Source organism: Rhodopseudomonas parapalustris (assembly GCF_053772255.1).
The window spans coordinates 120661-140780 of record NZ_JAMKBZ010000007.1 but is presented as its reverse complement, the minus strand read 5'-3'; the positions used below and the strand labels follow the sequence as shown (position 1 = coordinate 140780).

General features: G+C 64.2%; 18 protein-coding genes. 9 read left to right on the top strand and 9 right to left on the bottom strand.

What is annotated here, in order from left to right; translation table 11 throughout:
• The first annotated feature begins 37 nt into the window (after window positions 1-37).
• The 4 genes from M9H71_RS08925 to M9H71_RS08910 all read left to right on the top strand — a co-directional run bounded on the left by M9H71_RS08925 (window position 38) and on the right by M9H71_RS08910 (window position 4868).
• Entirely contained in the window at window positions 38-1252 is a 1215-nt protein-coding gene (locus tag M9H71_RS08925; RefSeq protein WP_455404686.1) for an ABC transporter substrate-binding protein, read from the top strand.
• Between the two features lie 107 nt (window positions 1253-1359).
• On the top strand, window positions 1360-3048 hold the full coding sequence (locus M9H71_RS08920; RefSeq protein ID WP_455404685.1) for a long-chain fatty acid--CoA ligase: 1689 nt from the start codon (window positions 1360-1362) through the stop codon (window positions 3046-3048).
• Between the two features lie 96 nt (window positions 3049-3144).
• Window positions 3145-3858, top strand: a complete 714-nt coding sequence (locus M9H71_RS08915; RefSeq protein WP_455404684.1) for a TetR/AcrR family transcriptional regulator — start codon at window positions 3145-3147, stop codon at window positions 3856-3858.
• A gap of 155 nt (window positions 3859-4013) precedes the next feature.
• Window positions 4014-4868: an NAD-dependent epimerase/dehydratase family protein gene (locus tag M9H71_RS08910; protein WP_455404683.1), complete on the top strand. Its 855-nt coding sequence runs from the start codon at window positions 4014-4016 to the stop codon at window positions 4866-4868.
• 1 nt (window position 4869) lies between these two features.
• Here M9H71_RS08910 and M9H71_RS08905 read toward each other — a convergent pair whose 3' ends face one another.
• From M9H71_RS08905 to galE, 4 genes are all read right to left on the bottom strand, one after another.
• Window positions 4870-4998 (bottom strand): hypothetical protein, encoded by a 129-nt coding sequence (locus M9H71_RS08905; protein WP_455404682.1) that lies wholly within the window; start codon window positions 4996-4998, stop codon window positions 4870-4872.
• Window positions 4999-5072: 74 nt separating this feature from the next.
• Entirely contained in the window at window positions 5073-5774 is a 702-nt protein-coding gene (locus M9H71_RS08900) for a fumarylacetoacetate hydrolase family protein (protein WP_455404681.1), read from the bottom strand.
• Window positions 5775-5831: 57 nt separating this feature from the next.
• Window positions 5832-7634, bottom strand: a complete 1803-nt coding sequence (locus tag M9H71_RS08895) for an ABC transporter ATP-binding protein (RefSeq protein WP_455404680.1) — start codon at window positions 7632-7634, stop codon at window positions 5832-5834.
• A 121-nt stretch (window positions 7635-7755) separates the two neighbouring features.
• On the bottom strand, window positions 7756-8769 hold the full coding sequence (galE, locus tag M9H71_RS08890; protein WP_455404679.1) for a UDP-glucose 4-epimerase GalE: 1014 nt from the start codon (window positions 8767-8769) through the stop codon (window positions 7756-7758).
• 182 nt (window positions 8770-8951) lie between these two features.
• Between galE and waaC the strand changes: the two genes are divergently transcribed.
• Window positions 8952-9896: a lipopolysaccharide heptosyltransferase I gene (gene waaC, locus M9H71_RS08885; protein WP_455404678.1), complete on the top strand. Its 945-nt coding sequence runs from the start codon at window positions 8952-8954 to the stop codon at window positions 9894-9896.
• On the opposite strand, the gene M9H71_RS08880 is transcribed toward waaC, so the two are convergent.
• The 3 genes from M9H71_RS08880 to waaF form a co-directional block, all read right to left on the bottom strand.
• Complete coding sequence (locus M9H71_RS08880; protein WP_455404677.1) at window positions 9893-10435, bottom strand: HAD-IIIA family hydrolase; 543 nt, start codon at window positions 10433-10435, stop codon at window positions 9893-9895. The two genes, waaC and M9H71_RS08880, sit on opposite strands and share 4 nt — an antisense overlap.
• The gene (locus M9H71_RS08875; RefSeq protein WP_455404676.1) at window positions 10432-11019 is read right to left on the bottom strand and encodes a D-sedoheptulose 7-phosphate isomerase; all 588 of its coding nucleotides are present in this window, start codon (window positions 11017-11019) and stop codon (window positions 10432-10434) included. Before M9H71_RS08875 ends, M9H71_RS08880 begins: the two co-directional genes overlap by 4 nt.
• Window positions 11020-11090: 71 nt before the next feature.
• Window positions 11091-12167, bottom strand: a complete 1077-nt coding sequence (waaF, locus tag M9H71_RS08870) for a lipopolysaccharide heptosyltransferase II (RefSeq protein ID WP_455404675.1) — start codon at window positions 12165-12167, stop codon at window positions 11091-11093.
• Between the two features lie 183 nt (window positions 12168-12350).
• Between waaF and rfaD the strand changes: the two genes are divergently transcribed.
• Genes rfaD through M9H71_RS08855 form a run of 3 tightly spaced genes read left to right on the top strand, consistent with a single transcriptional unit; the run spans window position 12351 to window position 16792 of the window.
• A complete protein-coding gene (gene rfaD, locus M9H71_RS08865) occupies window positions 12351-13331 on the top strand; it encodes an ADP-glyceromanno-heptose 6-epimerase (protein ID WP_455404674.1) in 981 nt (326 codons plus the stop codon).
• A gap of 22 nt (window positions 13332-13353) precedes the next feature.
• Window positions 13354-14826 (top strand): D-glycero-beta-D-manno-heptose-7-phosphate kinase, encoded by a 1473-nt coding sequence (gene rfaE1, locus M9H71_RS08860; protein ID WP_455404673.1) that lies wholly within the window; start codon window positions 13354-13356, stop codon window positions 14824-14826.
• Between the two features lie 40 nt (window positions 14827-14866).
• Window positions 14867-16792, top strand: coding sequence for a polysaccharide biosynthesis protein (locus M9H71_RS08855; protein WP_455404672.1), 1926 nt, complete (start codon window positions 14867-14869; stop codon window positions 16790-16792).
• 22 nt (window positions 16793-16814) lie between these two features.
• Here M9H71_RS08855 and M9H71_RS08850 read toward each other — a convergent pair whose 3' ends face one another.
• Together M9H71_RS08850 and M9H71_RS08845 are read right to left on the bottom strand one after the other, a co-directional pair.
• On the bottom strand, window positions 16815-17825 hold the full coding sequence (locus tag M9H71_RS08850; RefSeq protein ID WP_455404671.1) for an MraY family glycosyltransferase: 1011 nt from the start codon (window positions 17823-17825) through the stop codon (window positions 16815-16817).
• 54 nt (window positions 17826-17879) lie between these two features.
• A complete protein-coding gene (locus tag M9H71_RS08845) occupies window positions 17880-18839 on the bottom strand; it encodes a lysylphosphatidylglycerol synthase transmembrane domain-containing protein (protein WP_455404670.1) in 960 nt (319 codons plus the stop codon).
• Between the two features lie 183 nt (window positions 18840-19022).
• Between M9H71_RS08845 and M9H71_RS08840 the strand changes: the two genes are divergently transcribed.
• Window positions 19023-20015, top strand: a complete 993-nt coding sequence (locus tag M9H71_RS08840; protein WP_455404669.1) for an NAD-dependent epimerase — start codon at window positions 19023-19025, stop codon at window positions 20013-20015.
• Window positions 20016-20120 lie beyond the last annotated feature (105 nt).

Genomic DNA, 20120 nt, shown 5'->3' with positions numbered 1-20120 from the left:
TCTTCAATCAATAAAACAACACATAGGGTGAGAAACGATGAGAACCTTCGCAGGGTCTGTCTTCGCGTGCGCGGTGTCGTGTGCGCTGGCTGGGCCAGTACACGCGCAAACCCCGGGTATCTCCAATAACGTCGTCAAGATCGGCGTGCTCGGCGACATGTCAGGCGTGTTTCAGGATCTGAGCGGCGCGAACTCCGAGGCGGCCGCCCGCATGGCGATCGACGATTTCGTCAAGAATGAGAAGCCGCCGTTCAAGGTCGAGCTGGTCGTCTCCGACCACCAGAACAAGCCGGATATCGCAGTCAGCCGAGTCCGTGCGTGGTACGACGTCGATGGCGTCGACATGGTCACGGACGCGATCAATTCGGCCGTCGCGCTGGCGGTGTCGGGCCTCACGCGCGAGAAGAACCGCGTGCTGATGGTGACGGGTGCGGGGACCACCTCGCTGGTCAACGAGCAGTGCTCGCCCAACACCGTGCTCTATGCCTGGGACACGCACGGCATCTCCAACGCGCTCGCAGGGTCGATCACGCGCGCCGGCAAGAAGAACTGGTATTTCCTGACAGTCGACTACGCACTCGGCCAGGCGATTGAAAGGGACGCGACCCAGGCCATCGTGGCGGCGGGCGGCAAAGTGATCGGATCGCGCAAGCATCCGACCGGCACCGCCGACTTCTCGTCCTTCGTGCTGAGCGCGCAAAGCGCGGGGCCCGATGTGATCGGACTCGCCAACGCCGGCGGCGATCTGATCAACTCGGTCAAGGCCGCGCGCGACTTCGGCATCACCCAGACGCTGGCGCCGCTCGCAGCATCGCTCACCGACGTGCATGCCATCGGCCTCGACGCCGCGCAGGGCATGATCCTGGTCGAGGGCTTCTACTGGAACCGCGACGATGAATCGCGCGCCTGGAGCCAGCGCTTCTTCAAGCAGCGCAATCGGATGCCGATCATGCTGCAGGCGGGCCTGTATTCGGCGATCACCACCTATCTCAAGGCGGTCAAGGAGACCGGCACCGACGACGCCAAGACCGTTCTCGATCATCTCAAGAAGACGGAGATCAACGACGTCTTCGCCAAGGGTGGGCGGATTCGCGAGGATGGCCGTATGATTCACGACATGTATGTGCTGGCGGTGAAGAAGACGACAGACTCCCGCGCCGCCTGGGACTATGCCGACATCCGCGAGACTATCCCGGGCAGCAGCGCCTATCCGCCGCTGTCGGAATCGAAATGTTCGCTGGTGAAACAGTGATCGGCGCGATCGAGCGCTGATCGGAGCCAGAGCAACGCGGCCCACGGCTGGACCCAGCCGCGGGCCGATGATGTCGAGACACGTAGAGCGAAACACGGATTGAAGTGATGCGACACGACAAGCGACTGCTGAAGTCTTGGCCGCCTCGTTTGCCGGCGGCCGTCGAGCCGCCGGTCACATCCCTGTGGGACAATCTCGCCGTCAGCGCCGCCCGCTATCCAGACCGTACTGCGCTCGGCTTTCTCGGCAGCAGTCTGACCTATCGGCAGCTCAAGGACAGCGCTGAGCGGCTGGCGGGGCGGTTGCGCACCTTGGGCGTCGTCCCGGGTGACCGCGTGCTGGTGGTCATGCAGAACTGCCCGCAGCTGGTGATCGCGCATCTGGCGATCGCGAGGGCAAATGCGGTCACCGTGCCGGTCAATCCGATGAGCCGCGCAGGAGAGCTGCACCACTACATCACCGACGCGCAGGCCAAGGTGGCTCTGACCACCGGAGACCTAGCCGAAGGCCTGGCCGCCGCCAGCAATGCCATCGACAGCGGCCATCGGCTGCAGCATCTTATCGTCAGCCAGTTCGCCGACGCGCTGCAAGAGGACGCATTGATCCCGCCGCAATGGCGCGACTGGCTGACGACGCAGCACGCCTTACCGAGCCTCGTCCAAGGCTCAGTGCATGCATGGCGAGATGCAATCGCGGCCGACGATCCGCTGCCCGAGCTGCTCGTCGGCCGCGACGACTTGGCGCTGCTGCCCTACACCAGCGGTACCACCGGTCTGCCGAAAGGTTGCATGCTGACCCATGGCAGCGTGACGCACAACGCGATGACCACCATGTTCTGGATCGACGGCACGCCCGAAACGGTCAGCCTGGGGGTGTTACCGATGTTTCACATCACCGGCCTGGTGTGTGTGATGCATGCCGCGATCTACGCTGGCGCCACGCTGATCATCATGCCGCGCTGGGATCGCGACGTAGCGGGCCGTCTGATCTCGCAGCATCGCGTCAGCCATTGGTTGTCGATTCCCACGATGATCATCGATCTGCTGGCGAGCCCGAATCTCGATCAGTACGACTTGTCGAGCCTGGTGCAGATCGGCGGCGGCGGCGCAGCGATGCCGCAGGCGGTTGCCGAGCGCTTGCGCGAGCAGTTCGGACTCGACTTCGTCGAGGGCTACGGACTGACCGAGACGTCCGCCGTCACGTTGATGAACCCTTGCGACGCGCCCAAGCTGCAATGCCTCGGCATTCCGTTCATCAGCGTCGATGCGCGGGTCATCGATCTCGAGACCGGGCAGGAGGTTGCCGACGGCGAGCAGGGCGAGATTGTCGTGCACGGGCCGCAGGTGTTCCAAGGCTACTGGCAGCGGCCGGAAGCGACCGAGCAGGCGTTCATCAGCATCGAGGGCAGGCGTTTCTTGCGCACCGGTGATCTCGGTTATCGCGACGAAGACGGCTACTTCTTCATTACCGATCGGCTCAAGCGGATGATCAATGCCGCCGGCTACAAGGTCTGGCCGGCGGAGCTGGAAGCATTAATGTTCCGGCATCCCGGCATCCAGGAGGTCTGCGTCATCGGCTCAACTGATGCCTATCGCGGTGAGACGGTCAAGGCAGTGGTGGTGCGTAGACCGTCCCACGCCGATCTGACCGAGCAGGACATCATCGCCTGGTGCCGCACGCAGGTCAGCGCCTACAAGGTGCCACGCATTGTCGAGTTCAAGGATGCGCTGCCAAAGAGCGCCTCGGGTAAGGTGATGTGGCGCGCCCTACAGAGCGCGGAGGCCCCGGCGCAGTAAGCCTTCGCGCCGCCGTCAGAGGCGGTGCGGTTGCCAGCTCCTGGCGGCTCGGTTAGCTCTGGATGCGGGCCGCAGCGGCCCTTGGAGCATGCCGGGATGAGTTCGACTGAGATGAAGCGCACGAGGACGGGCGCGCGGGTGCCGCCCGACGGTCCGACCTTGAGCTATCTCGGTGACCTTGTCGACGAGGGCGCGATCATCGGTCAGCCGGACTCGCCCGCCAGCCGGATGCGGATCCGCATCCTGCTCACCGCGATCGCGCTGTTCGCCGAACGCGGCTACGAGACCTGCAGCATGCGTACGATCGCCAGCGCGGTCGGCCTGCGTGCGCCGACGCTGTACAACTACTACCCGTCGAAGGAGGCGCTGCTGGTCGCGGCGGTCGATTTCGGCATGGATCACTTCTTTGGTTACGTCCTGAAGGATATTGAGCAGATGCCGCGCGGTGAGCGCCTGCTCGAAATCGCACGGCGCCACGCCACCTACAAGCTCCGACACCAGATCATCGCCCGCGCCAACGACCGGCTGATCGATCCGCAATTTCTGAAGCTGTTCTTTTCCGAACAGGACCGTGCGCATTTCGGCCAACGACTGGATCGCTATCGCTATACCATCCACGATCTCGTCACTGACTTCGTCGGCGACCACGATCGGGTAGATCCGATGTTCGTGACGCTCGCCATCATGAACCAATGGGACCGTGCCGCCTATTGGTTCAACCCTGATGGCAGGCGGACATTCGACGAGACGCTTGATCAGATCCTGGTGCTCACGTTCCGGTTGTTGAATGTCGATTTGGCAAAGGGGTAGGCAGAGGAAAAGCGTGGTCGAGGTAAGGGGCATTTTGCTGGCTACGGTCTGAGGGTGGACGAGAGCGTGGGCAGACAAGTGCAGCTCGGCAGATTTCGTGGTAGCCGAACAGAATCGTCGCCGTCCCGTGCGGGCGGCGACCTTTAGGAGCCACAATGACCGCCTCTAAACCTTTCGTCATCGGCGCCACCGGGATGGTTGGTGGCGCGATCGTTCGTCGGTTGATTGCGCAAGGGGCGCAGCCGGTGGGGCTGTCGCGTCGGCCGCGGCCCCGGGGCGATGGTGTGAATTGGGTTGCGGGAGATCTTGAAAATCTCGGCGGCGTCGCGCTGCCGCCGCTGGATGTGGTGTTCGCCACTGCGCCGGTCGGGCGCGTCGCCGATGCGGTGCCGGTGCTGGCCGCGGCCGGGATGAAGCGGCTGGTGGTATTCACCTCGACCAGCATCGAAACCAAATGGGACACGCCCGACCCTAAAGAGCGCGCCTTCATTCGTGACTGGGGCGCCGGTGAATCGCGCGTGATCGCGGCCTGCGCGGGGCATGGCGTCGGCTGCACGGTGTTGCGGCCGACCCTGATCTATCTTGAAGGCCGCGACGGCAATGTCAGTCGGATCGCCGGGCTGATCCGGCGTTTCCGCTTCTTCCCACTGATGGCGGGCGGTGAGGGACTGCGCCAGCCGGTGCATGCCGACGATCTTGCCGCCGCCGCGGTCGCCGCCGCCGCGCGGCCGCACGCGATTGGCAAGACCTACAATCTGCCGGGCGGCGAGACCCTGAGCTATCGTCAGATGGTCGGCAGGATCTTCGACGGGCTCGGCCTGCCGCGGATCATCGTGCCAGTGCCGGATTGGGCATGGCGGATCGTTCTGCCGGTCGCGGTCCGCATCCTGCCCGGGCTGTCGGCAACCATGGCCACCCGGATGGCGAAGGACATGACCTTCGACGCCGGCCCGGCCGCCGCCGACCTCGGCTTCCAGCCGCGCGGGTTTCGGCCGCAGTTCCGATCCTGATCTAATGCGTGGCGGCGAGAGTAATTGGCGCCTGGCCGCGCCAGCTCAGGCCGCCGGCATTTTGAGCGCTGGCCAGGAATGCCAGGGTCGCGAATACGGCCAGAAGGTATCTTCCGAAGTCGGACATCATCGCGGCAGCTCCTGACGGCCCCGCCGCGATATTCCTGATTTATGGTTAATCATCGGCTAACGCCGGTCGACCCGTCAGCCCGGCTGGCCGATCGTGATGCTGAGCGTGCCGATGCCGTCGACGCCGCAGGCGATGGCATCCCCGGGCGCCAGCGCCGCGACGCCGGCCGGGGTGCCGGTCATAATGATATCGCCGGCGGCGAGCTCGACCTGCTGGGAGAGCTTGGCGATGATCTCCGGCACGTTCCAGATCATTTCGGACAGATCGCCGGTCTGCCGCTCGGTGCCGTTGACCGACAGCCAGATCTTGCCGGTGGCCGGATGGCCGATCTCGGAGGCCGGCCGCAGCGCGCCGCACGGCGCCGAGGCATCGAACGATTTGCCGATCTCCCAGGGCTGCTCCTTCTTGCGCGAGGCGATTTGCAGGTCGCGGCGGGTGAGGTCGATGCCGACCGCGTAACCCCAGACTTGGTCGAGCGCCTTCTCCACGGGAATGTTCAGGCCGCCGCTCTTCAGCGCCACGATCAGCTCGACCTCGTGATGCAAATCCTTGGTCAGCGGCGGATACGGGATAGTGGTGCCGTCGGGGGCGACCATGTCGGCGTGCTTGGCGAAGAAGAACGGCGGCTGGCGCTCGTCGTTGCCCATCTCGCGGACGTGCTCAAGATAGTTGCGGCCGACGCACCAGATCCGGCGCATTGGAAAGCGGTCGCTCGTCCCGGCAACGGCGAGAGTGGGCTGCGGCGGCGGGGCGATCACGAAACCGGCGTTGCTCATGAGTGTCTTTCGCAAGCTAAGGGGACGAAGAGGCGGGAGCGGATTCGGTCCATCAGGTTAGGCGGAGGCTTCGGCCGGCGCCAGAGGCGTCGCGTGGCGCTGCTGCAACCGGAAGAACGAGGCATAGCGCCCGCCGCGGCGCAGCAGGTCGTCGTGCTGGCCCTGTTCGACGATCTCGCCGGCCTCGACCACCAGGATGGAATCGGCATGCATGATGGTGTGCAGCCGGTGTGCGATCACGATCGTGGTGCGGCCGCGGGCGAGACGCTCGATCGCTTCCTGCACCAGCTTTTCCGACTCCGAATCGAGCGCGGCGGTGGCTTCGTCCAGCAGGACGATCGGCGCATTGCGCAATAGCGCGCGGGCGACCGCGATGCGCTGGCGCTGGCCGCCAGATAGTTGGGCGCCATGCTCGCCGACCGGCGTGTCGTACTGAAGCGGGAAGTTCATAATGAAATCGTGCGCGCAGGCTGCCTTGGCGGCGGCCACGATCTCGTCGTCGGTGGCGCCGAGCTTGCCGAACGCGATGTTGGCGCGGACGGTGTCGCGGAACAGATAGACGTCCTGTCCGACGTAAGCGGTCTGCTGCCGCAGCGACTCGCGCGAAACCGTCGATGTCGACTGCCCGTCGATGCGGATCTCGCCGGACTGCACTTCGTACAGGCGCAGCAATAGCGCCAGCACCGTCGACTTGCCACCGCCCGACGGCCCGACCAGTGCGGTCGTCTGACCTGGCTCGGCGACGAAGCTCATATGGTTGAGCACCGGCTCGTCGGGCCGATAGGCGAACGAGACGTTGTCGAACTGGACGCGCGCGTCGGTGAGTTGCAGTGCCGGCTTGTGGCTGTCGTCCGGCTCGCTCGGCGGGCTGTCGATGATCTCGAGCAGCATCCGCGCGCCGACCAAGCCGCTGTTGAGTTCGATGTTGAGCCGCGCCAGCCGCTTCGCCGGTTCATAGGCGAGCAGGAACGCGGTCAGGAACGAGAAGAACTCGCCGGGCGTTGCGCCGGTCGCCACCACACGGTAGCCGCCGTACATCAGCGACGCCGCCACCGCGAAGCCACCGAGCGTCTCCATCAGCGGGCTGGAGCGGTTCGACACCTTCGCCATCTTATCGGCGTTGGCCTGCACCGCGGCGATATTGGCGTCGATCCGGTCGCTCATGGTCTTTTCGAGCGAGAACGCCTTCACGGTGCGGATGCCCTGCAGCGATTCCTGCATCGTCTCGAGGATCTGCGCGTTGCCAGTGAACTGCGTGAGGGCCAGTCCCTTCACCCGCTTCACCAGCTTGCGCACCACGAACGCCGCCGGCGGCGCGACCAGAAGGCCGAACAGCGCCATGAACGGGTCCTGCACCACCATCACGATGACGAGGCCGATCAGCGACAAGAAATCACGGCCGATCGCGTTGATCAGCAGGTTGAGCACTTCGGTGACGGAGTTGGCGCCAGCCGTGAGGCGCGCGAGGAATTCGGACGAATGCCGCTGCGAGAAAAAGCCAATGCTCTCGTTCATCAGCTTGTGGAACATCCGCCGCTGATTGTTGGCGAGGATCGCATTCTTGATCTGGGTAAGGATCACCGACTGCCCGTAGGTCGCAGCACCCTTCAGGGTGAACACCACCAGCGTGACGATCGACCAGAACATGATGCCCTGGAGGTCTCGATCGACATAGGCCTGGTTGATGACCTTGCCGAGCAGAAAGGCCGAGCCTGAGGTTGCGGCGGCAGCGATCGCCATCAGGCCGAACGCGAGCGCGTAGCGCCGCCAATAGGCGGACGCCTGTTCCATCACCAAGCGGCGGATGAGCTGCCACGCGCCATAGGGGTCGTCAGTAATCTTGCGTGGGGCTTCGGTCATTCCCGCGTTCCATCGACGGCGTCGAACAAGGGTCGCGCGCGAGGAAGGCGTGCGTCTCGGCGGAGTCCTTGCCCCCGCTGGCCCGGATTTTCAAGCCAAAACGGCGGAACCGGCGCTGCGGTCAGGCTGGAATGGCTTGCAATTCAATCCCTTGGCGCATGCGCACCAGCTTTTGCTCCCATGCCAGCGCATGCGTGGCGATGGTCTCGAGGTCGTCGTAATGCGGCGTCCAATCGAGTGTGCCGCGGATCCGGCTGGAGTCGGCGACCATCGTCATGATGTCGCCGGGGCGGCGTCCTGCGGAAGCGACGGCGAAATTACGCCCCGCCACGCGTTTCACAGTGTCGATCGTTTCGAGCACCGAATAGCCGCGGCCGTAACCGCAGTTCAAGGTCACCGGCTTGCCGCCGGCGCGCAAATAGTTGAGCGCGGCGCAGTGGGCCTGCGCGAGGTCGGTGACGTGAACGAAGTCGCGTATGCAACTGCCGTCGGGTGTCGGATAATCGGTGCCGTAGACGTCGATCCGTCTGCGCTGACAGGTGGCTGCCTCGACGGCGATCTTTAAAAGATGCGTGGCGCCGGCGGTGGCAAGGCCGATCCGCGCGTGCGGATCGGCACCGGCGACGTTGAAGTAGCGCAGTGTCACGTAGTTGATGCCGCAAGCGATCGCCGCATCATGCAGCATGATTTCGGTCATCAGCTTGGAGCGGCCATAGGGTGACGCCGGGCGCGTCGGCGCGTCCTCTCCGATCGGAACCTGATCTGGATTGCCGTACACGGCTGCGGTCGACGAGAACACGAGGGTCTTGACGCCGCGCCGCGCCGCGGCACTCAAGACACTGCGCGAAACCGAGGTGTTGTTGCGATAGTAGGCGAGCGGATCGCGCATCGATTCGGAGACGATCACCGAGCCGGCGAGATGGATGATGGCGTCGACTTGGTGCGAGGCGATCACGCCGTCGACCAGATTTTCGTCGCCTGCATCGCCGATGAACAGCGGCACGCCTTCGGGAACGAACTGCGAAAAGCCGGTCGAGAGATTGTCGATCACCACCACGCTTTCGCCGGCCTCGACCAGCGCCAGAACCGTGTGGCTTCCGATGTAACCGGCGCCGCCGGTGACGAGTACGGTCATCGTGGTTTCCGTCCAAGCTGCAGGTTCGTCGAACGCATCAGAGCCAGTCTGTCGACAAACAATGGAATTGCGGTATAGCGGGGCCATCGAATGCGCGAATTGCCAGCGGTTTCGCCGGGGATTCGACTCTATGGTTGTCAATCTGTAACGAGGACCGCGGCAATTGCGGGCCTTCTGCGTCAATGTCGGACATCCTCATCGTCAAGACCTCTTCGCTCGGCGACGTGGTGCACCAGATGCCCGCGATCACCGATGCTGCGCGCGCGATGCCGGGCTTGCGGATAAGCTGGGTGGTGGAAGAGGCGTTCGCGCCGCTGGCGCAGCTCCACCCTTCGGTTGCCGAGGTGATCCCGGTGGCGACGCGGCGCTGGCGGTCACATCTGACGAGCCGCGCCACCTGGCGCGAAATCGGCGATTTCAACAGCCGATTGCGTGAGCCGGATTTCGATCTGGTGATCGACACGCAGGGCCTGATCCGCTCGGCGGTGATCGCCAGGCTGGCGCACGGCGAGCGCCACGGCTACGACGCGCAGAGCATCCGCGAGCCTCTGGCGTCGCGGTTCTACAACATCCGTCATAGTGTCAGTCGGGCGCTGCACGCGGTGGCGCGCAACCGTGAGCTCACTGCTCTGTCGCTCGGCTATCGTCCCCCTGACGAGATCGACTACGGACTGATCAAGCCGGCACGCAGCGGTGACGCGCCTAATGCGCTGCTGCTGCACGGCACTTCGCGGACGTCGAAGGAGTGGCGCGCCGAGGATTGGATCGAGACCGGCCGTTGGCTGCACGCGCGGGGGCTGCAGGCCGTGCTACCTTGGGGCACCGAGACCGAACGGCAGACCGCCGAATTGCTGTCGAACCAGATTCCTGGCAGCCGCGTGCTGCCGCGTCAGCGGCTTGATCTCACCGCGGGCGTGATCGCCGGCGCTTCAGTGATAATCGGCGTCGACACCGGCCTGTTGCATCTTGCCGCCGCGTATCGGGTGCCGCTGGTCGGCATCTATGTGGCGACCGATCCGGGATTGACCGGGCCGGTCGGCAGCGGCGCGATGCGGGTGCTCGGCGGCAAGAGCGGTGGCCCATCGGCGCAGCAGGCGATCGAGGCGGCCGAGCAGTTGCTCGGTTAGTTGGATGCAGCGGTGCGCTGCATCTCGATCAGCACCTGTTTGACGAAGCCATCGATATCTTCGCTCTCGAAGCGAAAGCCGGGAATGCCGGCAGCTTGTGCTGCTTCGATATCGCTTGCGCTGTCGCCGATCACGAAGCTGCGCGTCATGTCGACCGGCCAGGCCTTGGCGAGATCCAGGATCATGCCGGGCCCCGGCTTGCGATGCTCGCAGGCGACCCGATAGGCGTCGATCGTTCCGTCGACATGATGCGGGCAGAACCGGACATCGTCGATCTGCGCGCCTTGAGCCCGCAATTCATCCTGCATCCAGCGATGCAAGGCACGGACGTCGTCCTCACTGAACATGCCGCGCGCGACGCCGGACTGGTTGGTGATGATGAAAACGTAATAGCCGGCGGCGTTAAGCCGCCGGATCGCTGCGGCGATGCTCGGCATCCAGCGCAGGCGCTCGCGCGTGCCGACATAGTGGTCGTTGTAGTTGATGACGCCGTCGCGATCGAGGAAGGCGGCGGGCCGGCGCGGCGCGGACGCGGTCATGGCGCCGGCGCGCCGAGCGCGGCTTCGATCTCGTCGCAGATCGCGTGTGCTGCCATCAAGTGGATTTGCTGAACCAGCGCAGTTTCGGGGCCCGGCGCGATCAGAACATAATCGCACAGCGCGCCCATCGATCCGCCGCTCGGGCCGGTCATGCCGACGGTGACGAGGCCGCGCTGCCGTGCGACCTCGAGCGCCGCCAGGATGTTCGGCGAGCGACCGGAGGTTGTGATGCCGATGAAGACGTCCCCCGGCTGGCCGAGACCTTCGACCTGCCGGGCGAACACCCGCTCGAAGCCATAGTCGTTGGCGATCGCCGTGAGTGCCGAGGTGTCGGTGGTCAGCGCCACCGCCGGCCAGGCCGCTCGCTCGCGCTTATAGCGACCGATAATCTCGGCCGCGATGTGCTGGGCGTCGGCAGCGCTGCCGCCATTGCCGGCGAGCAGAATCTTGCGGCCCTGCTGCAGCGCCTTGATCGATGCCGCTGCGATGGCCCGCGACGCGGCCAGCAGAGTTGCATCGCCGGCGGCAGCAGTCATCGCGGCAAGCGAGAGCTGGAAATGGGCGGCGATCTTGTCCTGGCTCACGTTACACCTGAAGGCTGAAGCTGAAGCCTCGATAAAGCGCAGGGGCCGGCCCGGCGCAAGCCGTGCCGCGGTCAGATCGCGGGCGAGATACCGGCGGCCTGGAGCGCACGCAGCGCCGCCGTCGTCACGTCCTCCACCGCGATATCGCGCATGCAGCGGTGGTGCTCCATTCGGCAGATCGGCTTGTGGCAGGGCCGGCACGGGATGTCCCCGGGCGCCTGGATCACCGTCTCGATCGGGTTGAGCGGAGCGTAATGCCAGGGGCTGGTGGGGCCGAAGATGCCGATGGTCCGGCTGCCGATTGCCGCCGAAACGTGGAGCAGGCCGGAATCGTTGGAGATCACCAAGTCTGCAGCCGCCAGCGCCAGAATGCCGTTGCGCAAGTCTGTTCCGGTCAGGTCGCGGACCCGCTCGCCGCCGGCCGCGACGATCTCTTGCGCCTTGGCGGTTTCCCCCGGGCCGCCGACCACCCAGACTTCGAAACCGCGCTCGGTCAACGCTTTCCCGGCTTCGACGTAGTAGCTCCAGCGCTTCGCCGGCCCGACGGCGCCGGGCGCGAGCGCCACCACGGTCCGGCCGTGGAGGCCGTTGGCCTGCCGCCAGGCCGCGATCTCGGCCGTCGGCACCTGAAGCTGCGGTTCTGGCCAGTCCAGCGGCAGTTCCAGCAGCGGCGGCAGCGCCAGCGCGGCGCAGCGGTCGATCATCCGCGGCAGCGCCTTCTCACCGCGCCGCCAGTCATTGAGCAGACCGAACCGGACCTCCCCGATGAAGCCTGTGCGTTTCGGGATGCCGGCGAGCCAGGGGGCTATGGTCGATTTGAAGGTGCGCGGCATCACCACGGAGGCGCCGTAGTGCTGCTGCCGCAGTTTCGCGGCCAGCGCTCGCTCCTGAGACAGCGAGATCTTGCTGCGCGGCAGATCCCACACGATTCCCTGGCGCACGCCGGGCATATAGTCGACCAGCGGCGCGCACAGAGACGTGGTGAGGACGTCGACCGGCCGGTTCGGCCAGCGGTCCTTCAGCACCCGCACCACGGTGTGACAGCGCACGAAATCACCGATCCACATGTAAGGCACCAGCAATACTGGGCTGGTCTCGTTGCGCTCAGGGGCAGTCGCCAGGCTGGCTTTGAGTGATTCGTAATTCATCGCTTGTTCTGCTGCCCTGCCGGGCAGGGAGGGGTCGGCCCAGCCGGTTAGCGCCTGCCGCGGCCCACGTCCAGCCGCCATTTCGCGTCGGACCCGTTCCGCATGCACAGCAATTCAGAGATGAAGTTGCCTGCCTGGACGGAGTGGGGCAAAGGTGGCCCCGCAAATTGAGGCGGAGAAGTCATGCTGCTGGTCACCGGGGGCGCCGGGTTCATCGGATCGAATCTGGTCGCGGCGCTGAACGAGGCCGGGCGGGCCGACGTGGTGGTGTCGGACTTTCTCGGTCATGACGGCAAGTGGAAGAACCTTGCCAAGCGGCAGCTTGCCGATTTCGTGTCCCCGGCGGAGCTCGCCGACTGGCTGAAAGGGCGCAAGCTCGACGCCGTGTTCCACATGGGGGCAATCTCTGCGACCACCGCCACCGACGGCGACCTGGTGATGGAGAGCAATTTCCGGTTGTCGCTGCGGCTGCTCGACTGGTGCACCCAGACCGGCACGCCGCTGATCTACGCCTCGTCGGCAGCCACCTATGGCGACGGCGAGCACGGGTTCGACGACGATGTCTCGCTCCCCGCGCTTAAGAAACTGCGGCCGATGAACCTGTACGGTTGGAGCAAGCACCTGTTCGACCTCGTGGTCGCCGAGCGAGCCGCCAAGGGCGACAAGCTGCCGCCGCAATGGGCCGGCCTGAAGTTCTTCAACGTGTTCGGCCCGAACGAATATCACAAGGACACCATGGCCAGCGTGCTGGCGCGGCGGTTCGACGACATCAAGTCCGGCCGAGTGGTGCAGTTGTTCAAGTCGCATCGCGACGGTATCGCCGATGGCGACCAGCGTCGTGACTTCATCTATGTCGATGACGTGGTGCGGGTGATGATGTGGCTGTTCAACTCACCCACTGTCAGCGGCATCTTCAATGTGGGCACCAGCCACGCCCGTAGCTTCCGCGACCTGATCCTGGCGGCTTACGCCGCGCTCGGCACGCCGCCACAGATCGAGTACATCGATATGCCGGAACAGATTCGCGGTAGCTATCAGTACTTCACCCAAAGCGAAGGCGACCGGCTGCGCGCCGCAGGCTACAACGGCGGCTTCACCCCACTCGAAGAGGCTGTCGCGTCTTACGTTACGGGTTACCTCGACCGCAGCGATCGCTTCCGCTGATCGCGCAACCGTTTGGATTCGGATGTTCAGCTTCGACGCCCTGCTGCAAACGATCGCTCGTCAGACCGTCCTGTGCGTCGGCGATCTGATGCTCGACGAATTCGTTTACGGCGAGGTGTCGCGGATTTCGCCGGAGGCCCCCACGCCGGTGATTGCCGTTCAGCGCAGCGAGACGAATATCGGCGGTGCGGGCAACGTCGCCCGCAACATTGCGGCGATCGGTGCACGCTGCATTTTTGTTGGTTTGATCGGGGATGATGTTACCGGTCGGACGCTTGAGGCCGAACTCGCCAGCGAGCCGCGGATTGAGCCGGTTCTCGTCCGAGATTCTTCGCGGCCGACGACCCGCAAGGTGCGCTTCGTCTCCGAGCATTTCTCGACCCACATGCTGCGTGCCGATTGGGAGACCGCGTCCGCAGCCAGCGGGGAAGTCGAGCAGCGTTTGCTCGAAGCGATCCTGCCGCAGCTTCCGCGGGCGGACATTGTCCTCCTCTCGGACTATGCCAAGGGCGTGCTGACCGCGCGAGTGATTCGCGAGACCATCGATGCCGCTAAAAAACTCGGCAAGCGGGTCATCGTCGATCCGAAAAGCGCCAACTTCGGGATCTATCGCGGCGCCACGCTATTGACGCCGAACCGCAAGGAATTCTCCGCTGCGACACGCAGCGCAGCGGCGACCGACGCTGAAATTGCCGCAGCGGCCCAAGACGCGATGGCGATTACCGAATGTGAGGCGATGCTGGTGACCAAGAGCGAGCACGGCATGACGCTGGTGCCGCGCGGAGGCGAGCCGATTCACGTACCGGCTCTACCGGTAAAGGTTCGAGACGTCTCCGGCGCTGGCGATACGGTGGCGGCGGTGCTGGCGGTGGTGCTGGCCTCTGGAGCGAATTGGGCCACCGCGATGCGGGCAGCGAGCGCCGCCGCGGCTGTGGCGGTGAGCAAGAACGGCACCGCGGTGGTGACGCCTAGCGAACTGCGCCGACGGGTCCTGCCGCATGCCTCGCTGGCGGCGGAAGAGAAGATAATCGGTGGCGACGCCGACCTCGACGAGCGGTTGAAACAGTGGCGCCGCGAAGGTCTGCGGGTCGGCTTCACCAATGGCTGCTTCGACATTCTGCATCCCGGCCACGTCAAAGTGCTCACCGCGGCGCGCGGCGCCTGCGATCGACTGATCGTTGGCCTGAACAGTGACGCCTCGGTGCGACGACTGAAGGGCGAGAGCCGCCCTGTGCAGCACGAACGCGCCCGCGCCGAAGTGCTGGCCGCGCTGGAGGCGGTCGATCTGGTTGCGGTCTTCGAAGAAGATACACCGCTCCGGCTGATCACGCGGATCGAGCCGAGCGTGCTGGTCAAAGGCGGCGACTACACCCGTGAACAGGTCGTCGGGCACGAGATCGTCGCAGCTAAGGGTGGAGAAGTGATGCTGGTGGACGTCCTGCCCGGATTCAGCACGACCTCGCTGGTGGCGCGAGCACGCAAGGGGCAGTCCTGACCATGGTTGCCGTCCCGGATCATCGCGAGAAAGACGCGCAATGATGACGTCGATCCGGTCGTTCACCTACCGCAATTGGCTGATCGCGCTGCATGATCTGCTGGCAACCGCGACCGCAGTGCTGCTCAGCTTCTATTTGCGGTTCGACGGCGAAAACCTGCTGGACCGCCTGCCGTTGCTACTGAAGATCCTGCCGTACTTCGTGGTCTTCAGCTTCTTCGTCTGTTACCTGTTTCAGCTAACCACCACCAAGTGGCGGTTCATCTCGATCCCGGACCTGCTCAACATCCTGCGGGCCGCGAGCGTTCTGACGATCACACTGCTGGTGCTGGACTATATTTTCCTTGCGCCGAACATGTACGGGACGTTCTTCCTCGGGAAGACCACGATCGTTCTGTACTGGTTTCTCGAGGTGTTCTTTCTCGCCGGCTCGAGGCTGGCGTATCGCTACTTCCGCTACACCCGCACCCGTAACAAGGCGCGCAGGATGGATGCGGCGCCGACGCTGCTGATCGGCCGCGCCGCCGATGCCGAGGTGTTCTTGCGCGCGGTGGAGAGCGGCGCGGTCCAGCGGCTATGGCCTGTCGGCATCCTGTCGCCCGCGTTCTCGGATCGCGGCCAGACCATCCGCGGCCTTCCGGTACTTGGCGGCATCGATGACCTCCACAACGTGATTGCCGACTTCGCGCATCGGAACAAGCCCATCGAACGCGCGGTGATGATGCCCTCGGCCTTCGATGCGGAAGCTCAGCCGGAATCGGTCCTGATGCGTGCGCGCAAGCTCGGGCTGACGGTGAGCCGCTTGCCGTCGCTGGAGGAAAGCCGCGACACGCCCCGCCTGGCTCCGGTCGCGGTCGAAGACCTGTTGCTACGTCCAAGCGTCAAGATCGACTACGACAGGCTCGAAGGTCTGCTGAAAGGCAAATCGATCGTGGTCACCGGTGGTGGCGGATCGATTGGTTTCGAAATGTGTGACCGGGTGACGACATTCGGTGCCGCTCGATTGCTGGTGATCGAGAACTCGGAGCCGGCGCTTTATGCGGCGATGGAGAAGCTCTCCGCTAAGGTCAGCAAGACCAAGGTCGAAGGCCGAATCGCTGACATCCGCGATCGCGAGCGAGTGTTCGAACTCATGGGCGCTTTCAGGCCCGATCTCGTGTTCCACGCCGCGGCGCTCAAGCATGTGCCGATCCTTGAGCGCGATTGGGGCGAGGGCGTCAAGACCAACATCTTCGGCTCGGTGAATGTCGCGGACGCGGCACGCGCCGCCGGCGCCGAGGCGATGGTGATGATTTCGACCGACAAGGCGATCGAGCCGGTCTCGATGCTCGGCCTCACCAAGAGGTTCGCTGAACTATATTGCCAAGCGCTCGATCGCGAACTCGCCGCTACTCCGGATGATAAGCCGCTGATGCGGCTGATCTCGGTGCGCTTCGGCAATGTGCTGGCGTCGAATGGCTCGGTTGTGCCGAAGTTCAAGGCGCAGATCGAGGCTGGCGGTCCCGTCACAGTGACGCATCCGGACATGGTGCGGTACTTCATGACCATTCGCGAGGCATGCGATCTCGTCATTACGGCCGCGACCCATGCCCTCAAGTCGCAACATGCCGACGCATCGGTGTTTGTGCTCAGCATGGGCCAGCCGGTGAAGATCGTCGAATTGGCTGAGCGGATGATCCGGCTGTCCGGTCTTCAGCCGGGCTACGATATCGAGATCGTATTCACCGGTGTTCGGCCGGGGGAGCGGCTGCACGAAATTCTGTTCGCAGAGCACGAGCCCACCACCGAGATCGGTATTCCGGGCATTATGGCTGCGTGTCCGAACGAGCTGCCTTTGCCGACGCTGCGCCAGGGGCTTGCTGCGCTCGAGCGAGCAATCGCGGCTGATCGCTACGATGAGGTCGTCGCGATCTTGAAGGGCGCGGTGCCTGAATTTCGGATCGAGCCGACGGCGCCTGCGTCATAGCTTTGAGCGTGCAACTCGGGCGTCACGCTCTGCGGCGCGCGAACCGCATCAACAGGACTGCAACGATCGCCCCCCCCATGGCAATCAGCACGCCATCGGCGGTGACGGAATTCAGCACGATTGATGCTGTCGCCAGCGCCGCCAGCGTCAAATTCGTCAGGCAGATAAGTCCCACGATCTCGCGGACCGCGAATCCGTTGTCGGTGGCCCGCTGATAAAAGTGCGAACGATGTGCGAGCCAGAACGGCTCACGCCGGAGTATTCTCCGGAGCAGTGTGACGGTGCTGTCGGCAAGATAGTACAGCGGCAGCAGGAGCGCGGCTGCGGCATGTCCCTGCAGGGCGACCTGCAGCAGGCACCAACCGAGCAGAAGCCCAATTGGCAGACTGCCGACGTCGCCTAGAAATACCTTGGCGGCGCCGGGCCGGTTGAAGGGCGCAAAGCCGAGCAACGCTCCGCCGAGAGCTGCCGCCAGCAGCACCGGCGACTGTGGCAGCGCGCCGAATACCCCGAACACAACAAGGGCTAAAGTCACTGGCACGCCCTCGGCGACCGTCATCCAGTCGAGCCCGTCCATGAAGTTGACGAGGTTGACGAACCATAGGCCCCCGATCAACAGGGCGGAGCGTTCGAGCCAAAGCGGCAGAGCCTGAATGATCTGCTGGTCGGCGGGCAAGGTAACCACCACTACTCCGACGCACAGCGCCTGCAGCGCGAAGCGCGGCAACACCGAGATTGGCCGGATGTCATCCACTGCGCCGACGATGCTGATCACGATCGCCACGGCGAATAGTGGCAGAAGCGCCAGCAGCGCGGGAGCCGAAGGACTAATGGCAATCGCGGTAACGACCAGGGTGGCGGCGACGACTGCAATTCCGGCGCCTTGGGGGGTTGGTATCTTGTGGGACGAGCGTGCATTTGGGCGAGCGAGCGCGTACCGCGCCAGTAGCGGCATCAGCGCCCAAACGAGTACGTAGCATCCAACGGCTGCTGAGATGATGGTGAGCAGCAAGACGATATCTGCCCCGGTCATTCGCTGCCCCCGGCGCTGTAATGCAAAGCGCCGTCCGCGCTAAGTCGCATCGAGCTACTCCGGAACCTCGATGGGGGCGTCACCCTTTCCTGCCTTTTCGGCGCTCGCGATCCAGATCAGCCCGCCGATGCCGCCGACTACGAAATACACCGCGCCGAACAGCAGCGAGACCGCGACGCCGTCACCGGGGTTGAGGCCGGCGTAACCGAATGCCAATCCCATGCTGGCTTCGCGAACGCCCCAACCCGCGATTGAAATCGGGATCATGGTGATCAACATGATCGGGGGAACGAGTTCGAGCAATTGCATGAAACTTGTCGGCGCTTCGATAGCTCGGGCTACGCACCAAGCAATCACCACCGCCAGGATCGTAATGACCAGGGAAGTGATGACGATCATCGTTGCACTTTGCAGGGTCGAGAGCACTTTCACGGCGACCTCGGAGCAGGCGCGCATATGGCGAGTGGCCCAGATTCGGTCAAGCAGGCCGAACCGTAGAAAAGGCAAAGCCAGGAAGACGACACCGGCACCGAGAGCTGCGAAATCCAGCAGCATCAATCCGAGGCGCCCGTCGGCATCGCCGATCAATCGGAGTGTCCACGGAAGCGTCACGAAGATCATCGCCGACAACGCGATCAGGCCCATCGCACGATCGACGAACACCGAATAGGTCGCGGCACGCCAGCCGGCGCCGGCACGGGCCAGCAGCCAGACACGCACCGCGTCGCCCCCGATCGCGGACGGCAGCGTCTGATTGAAGAAAGCCCCGATCATCGTGTAGCGCATCGATCGCGCGGTCGTCAGGGGCGCCTCGCAGCATTCACCGATCGCCTGCCAGCGCAGGGCGTTGACGAACAGTTGAAAGATCGTGGCTGCGACGGCCAACGCCAGCCAGCCGAAGCTGCTCGCGTCGATCCGTGCGGCGAGGGCGGCAAAATCGGTCTTTCGGAGCGCCAGATACAAGAGCGCCACTGAAACCAGGATCTTGGCTGCTGAAAGCAGAAACCGGCGCATGAGAGATCGCTGGGGTCGGAAGTTAACAGATCGTCAAGAGCGAGCGGCGCCCGGCCGGCGCGAAAGCCGCCGTCTTGGTAGGGACTTGCGTCCGATCTGGCAATAGCACCTCGGTTCCCCTTGCCGCTGTGGTAGCCGGCTGGCTAAACATGCGCGCATTGGATCGCAAGGGGCGGGGACGATATGGCAGAGAAGGCGGTCCTGGTCACGGGAGCAGCAGGCTTCATCGGCTTTCACGTTGCCCGGGAACTGCTGGAGGCTGGCCATGCGGTCGTTGGCTTGGACAGTCTCAACGCCTATTACGACCCGGCACTCAAGCAGGCTCGGGTCGATCTGCTGACCCCCTATCCTGGTTTCAGCTTCGTTCGCGCCGATCTGTCCGGTCGGGCGGCAATCGCGGAGCTGTTCGCAAAACATCGATTTCCGGTGGTGATCCATCTTGCCGCCCAAGCTGGAGTTCGGCACTCGCTCAGCCATCCGCACGATTACGCGGACTCCAATCTGGAGGGCTTTCTTAACGTGCTGGAAGGTTGCCGTCACAATGGCTGCGGCCACCTGATCTACGCGTCCTCATCATCAGTCTACGGCGCCAACACCAAGCTGCCATTCTCGGTTGATGATCCCACTGACCACCCGATCAGTCTGTATGCCGCGACCAAAAAAGCCAACGAACTGATGGCGCATTGTTACAGCCATCTGTACCGGCTGCCGACCACAGGCCTACGGTTCTTCACAATCTATGGACCATGGTACCGGCCGGATATGGCGCTTTACCTGTTCGCCAGGGCCATCACCGAGGGCTGTCCGATCAAGCTGTTCAACCACGGCAAGATGCGGCGCGACTTCACCTTTATCGACGACGTGACCCGTGTGGTGGCGCGGCTAATGGAGCTCGCGCCGACCGGACAGCCGGGCCTGAACAGCGGCGCGCCGGCTCGGGTCTACAACGTCGGCAACCACAGCCCGGAAGAGTTGATGCATGTGGTGTCGCTGCTTGAGGGGGCGCTTGGGCGTTCGGCGATCAAAGAGATGCTGCCGATGCAGCCCGGCGATGTCCCGGAGACCTTTGCGGACGTTGACGCGCTGGTCCGGGACGTCGGCTTCCGGCCCTCGACACCGATCGAAGAAGGAATCCATGCCTTCGTCGCCTGGTTTCGGCACTACCATCGCGTGTGACTTATTGCGTCTAATTCGCGTCTTGGCTGATCGGTGTAATTTACTGAATCAAAACGTGTTTGGGAAAGTTTCCCGAACATTCGCCACATCTGTGGCCGCATGGTA

Coding starts and splice junctions, on each gene's coding strand:
- M9H71_RS08925 (WP_455404686.1), top strand. CDS start 38: ATGAGAACCTTCGCAGGGTCTGTCTTCGCGTGCGCGGTGTCGTGTGCG.
- M9H71_RS08920 (WP_455404685.1), top strand. CDS start 1,360: ATGCGACACGACAAGCGACTGCTGAAGTCTTGGCCGCCTCGTTTGCCG.
- M9H71_RS08915 (WP_455404684.1), top strand. CDS start 3,145: ATGAGTTCGACTGAGATGAAGCGCACGAGGACGGGCGCGCGGGTGCCG.
- M9H71_RS08910 (WP_455404683.1), top strand. CDS start 4,014: ATGACCGCCTCTAAACCTTTCGTCATCGGCGCCACCGGGATGGTTGGT.
- M9H71_RS08905 (WP_455404682.1), bottom strand. CDS start 4,998: ATGATGTCCGACTTCGGAAGATACCTTCTGGCCGTATTCGCGACCCTG.
- M9H71_RS08900 (WP_455404681.1), bottom strand. CDS start 5,774: ATGAGCAACGCCGGTTTCGTGATCGCCCCGCCGCCGCAGCCCACTCTC.
- M9H71_RS08895 (WP_455404680.1), bottom strand. CDS start 7,634: ATGACCGAAGCCCCACGCAAGATTACTGACGACCCCTATGGCGCGTGG.
- galE (WP_455404679.1), bottom strand. CDS start 8,769: ATGACCGTACTCGTCACCGGCGGCGCCGGTTACATCGGAAGCCACACG.
- waaC (WP_455404678.1), top strand. CDS start 8,952: ATGTCGGACATCCTCATCGTCAAGACCTCTTCGCTCGGCGACGTGGTG.
- M9H71_RS08880 (WP_455404677.1), bottom strand. CDS start 10,435: ATGACCGCGTCCGCGCCGCGCCGGCCCGCCGCCTTCCTCGATCGCGAC.
- waaF (WP_455404675.1), bottom strand. CDS start 12,167: ATGAATTACGAATCACTCAAAGCCAGCCTGGCGACTGCCCCTGAGCGC.
- rfaD (WP_455404674.1), top strand. CDS start 12,351: ATGCTGCTGGTCACCGGGGGCGCCGGGTTCATCGGATCGAATCTGGTC.
- rfaE1 (WP_455404673.1), top strand. CDS start 13,354: ATGTTCAGCTTCGACGCCCTGCTGCAAACGATCGCTCGTCAGACCGTC.
- M9H71_RS08855 (WP_455404672.1), top strand. CDS start 14,867: ATGATGACGTCGATCCGGTCGTTCACCTACCGCAATTGGCTGATCGCG.
- M9H71_RS08850 (WP_455404671.1), bottom strand. CDS start 17,825: ATGACCGGGGCAGATATCGTCTTGCTGCTCACCATCATCTCAGCAGCC.
- M9H71_RS08845 (WP_455404670.1), bottom strand. CDS start 18,839: ATGCGCCGGTTTCTGCTTTCAGCAGCCAAGATCCTGGTTTCAGTGGCG.
- M9H71_RS08840 (WP_455404669.1), top strand. CDS start 19,023: ATGGCAGAGAAGGCGGTCCTGGTCACGGGAGCAGCAGGCTTCATCGGC.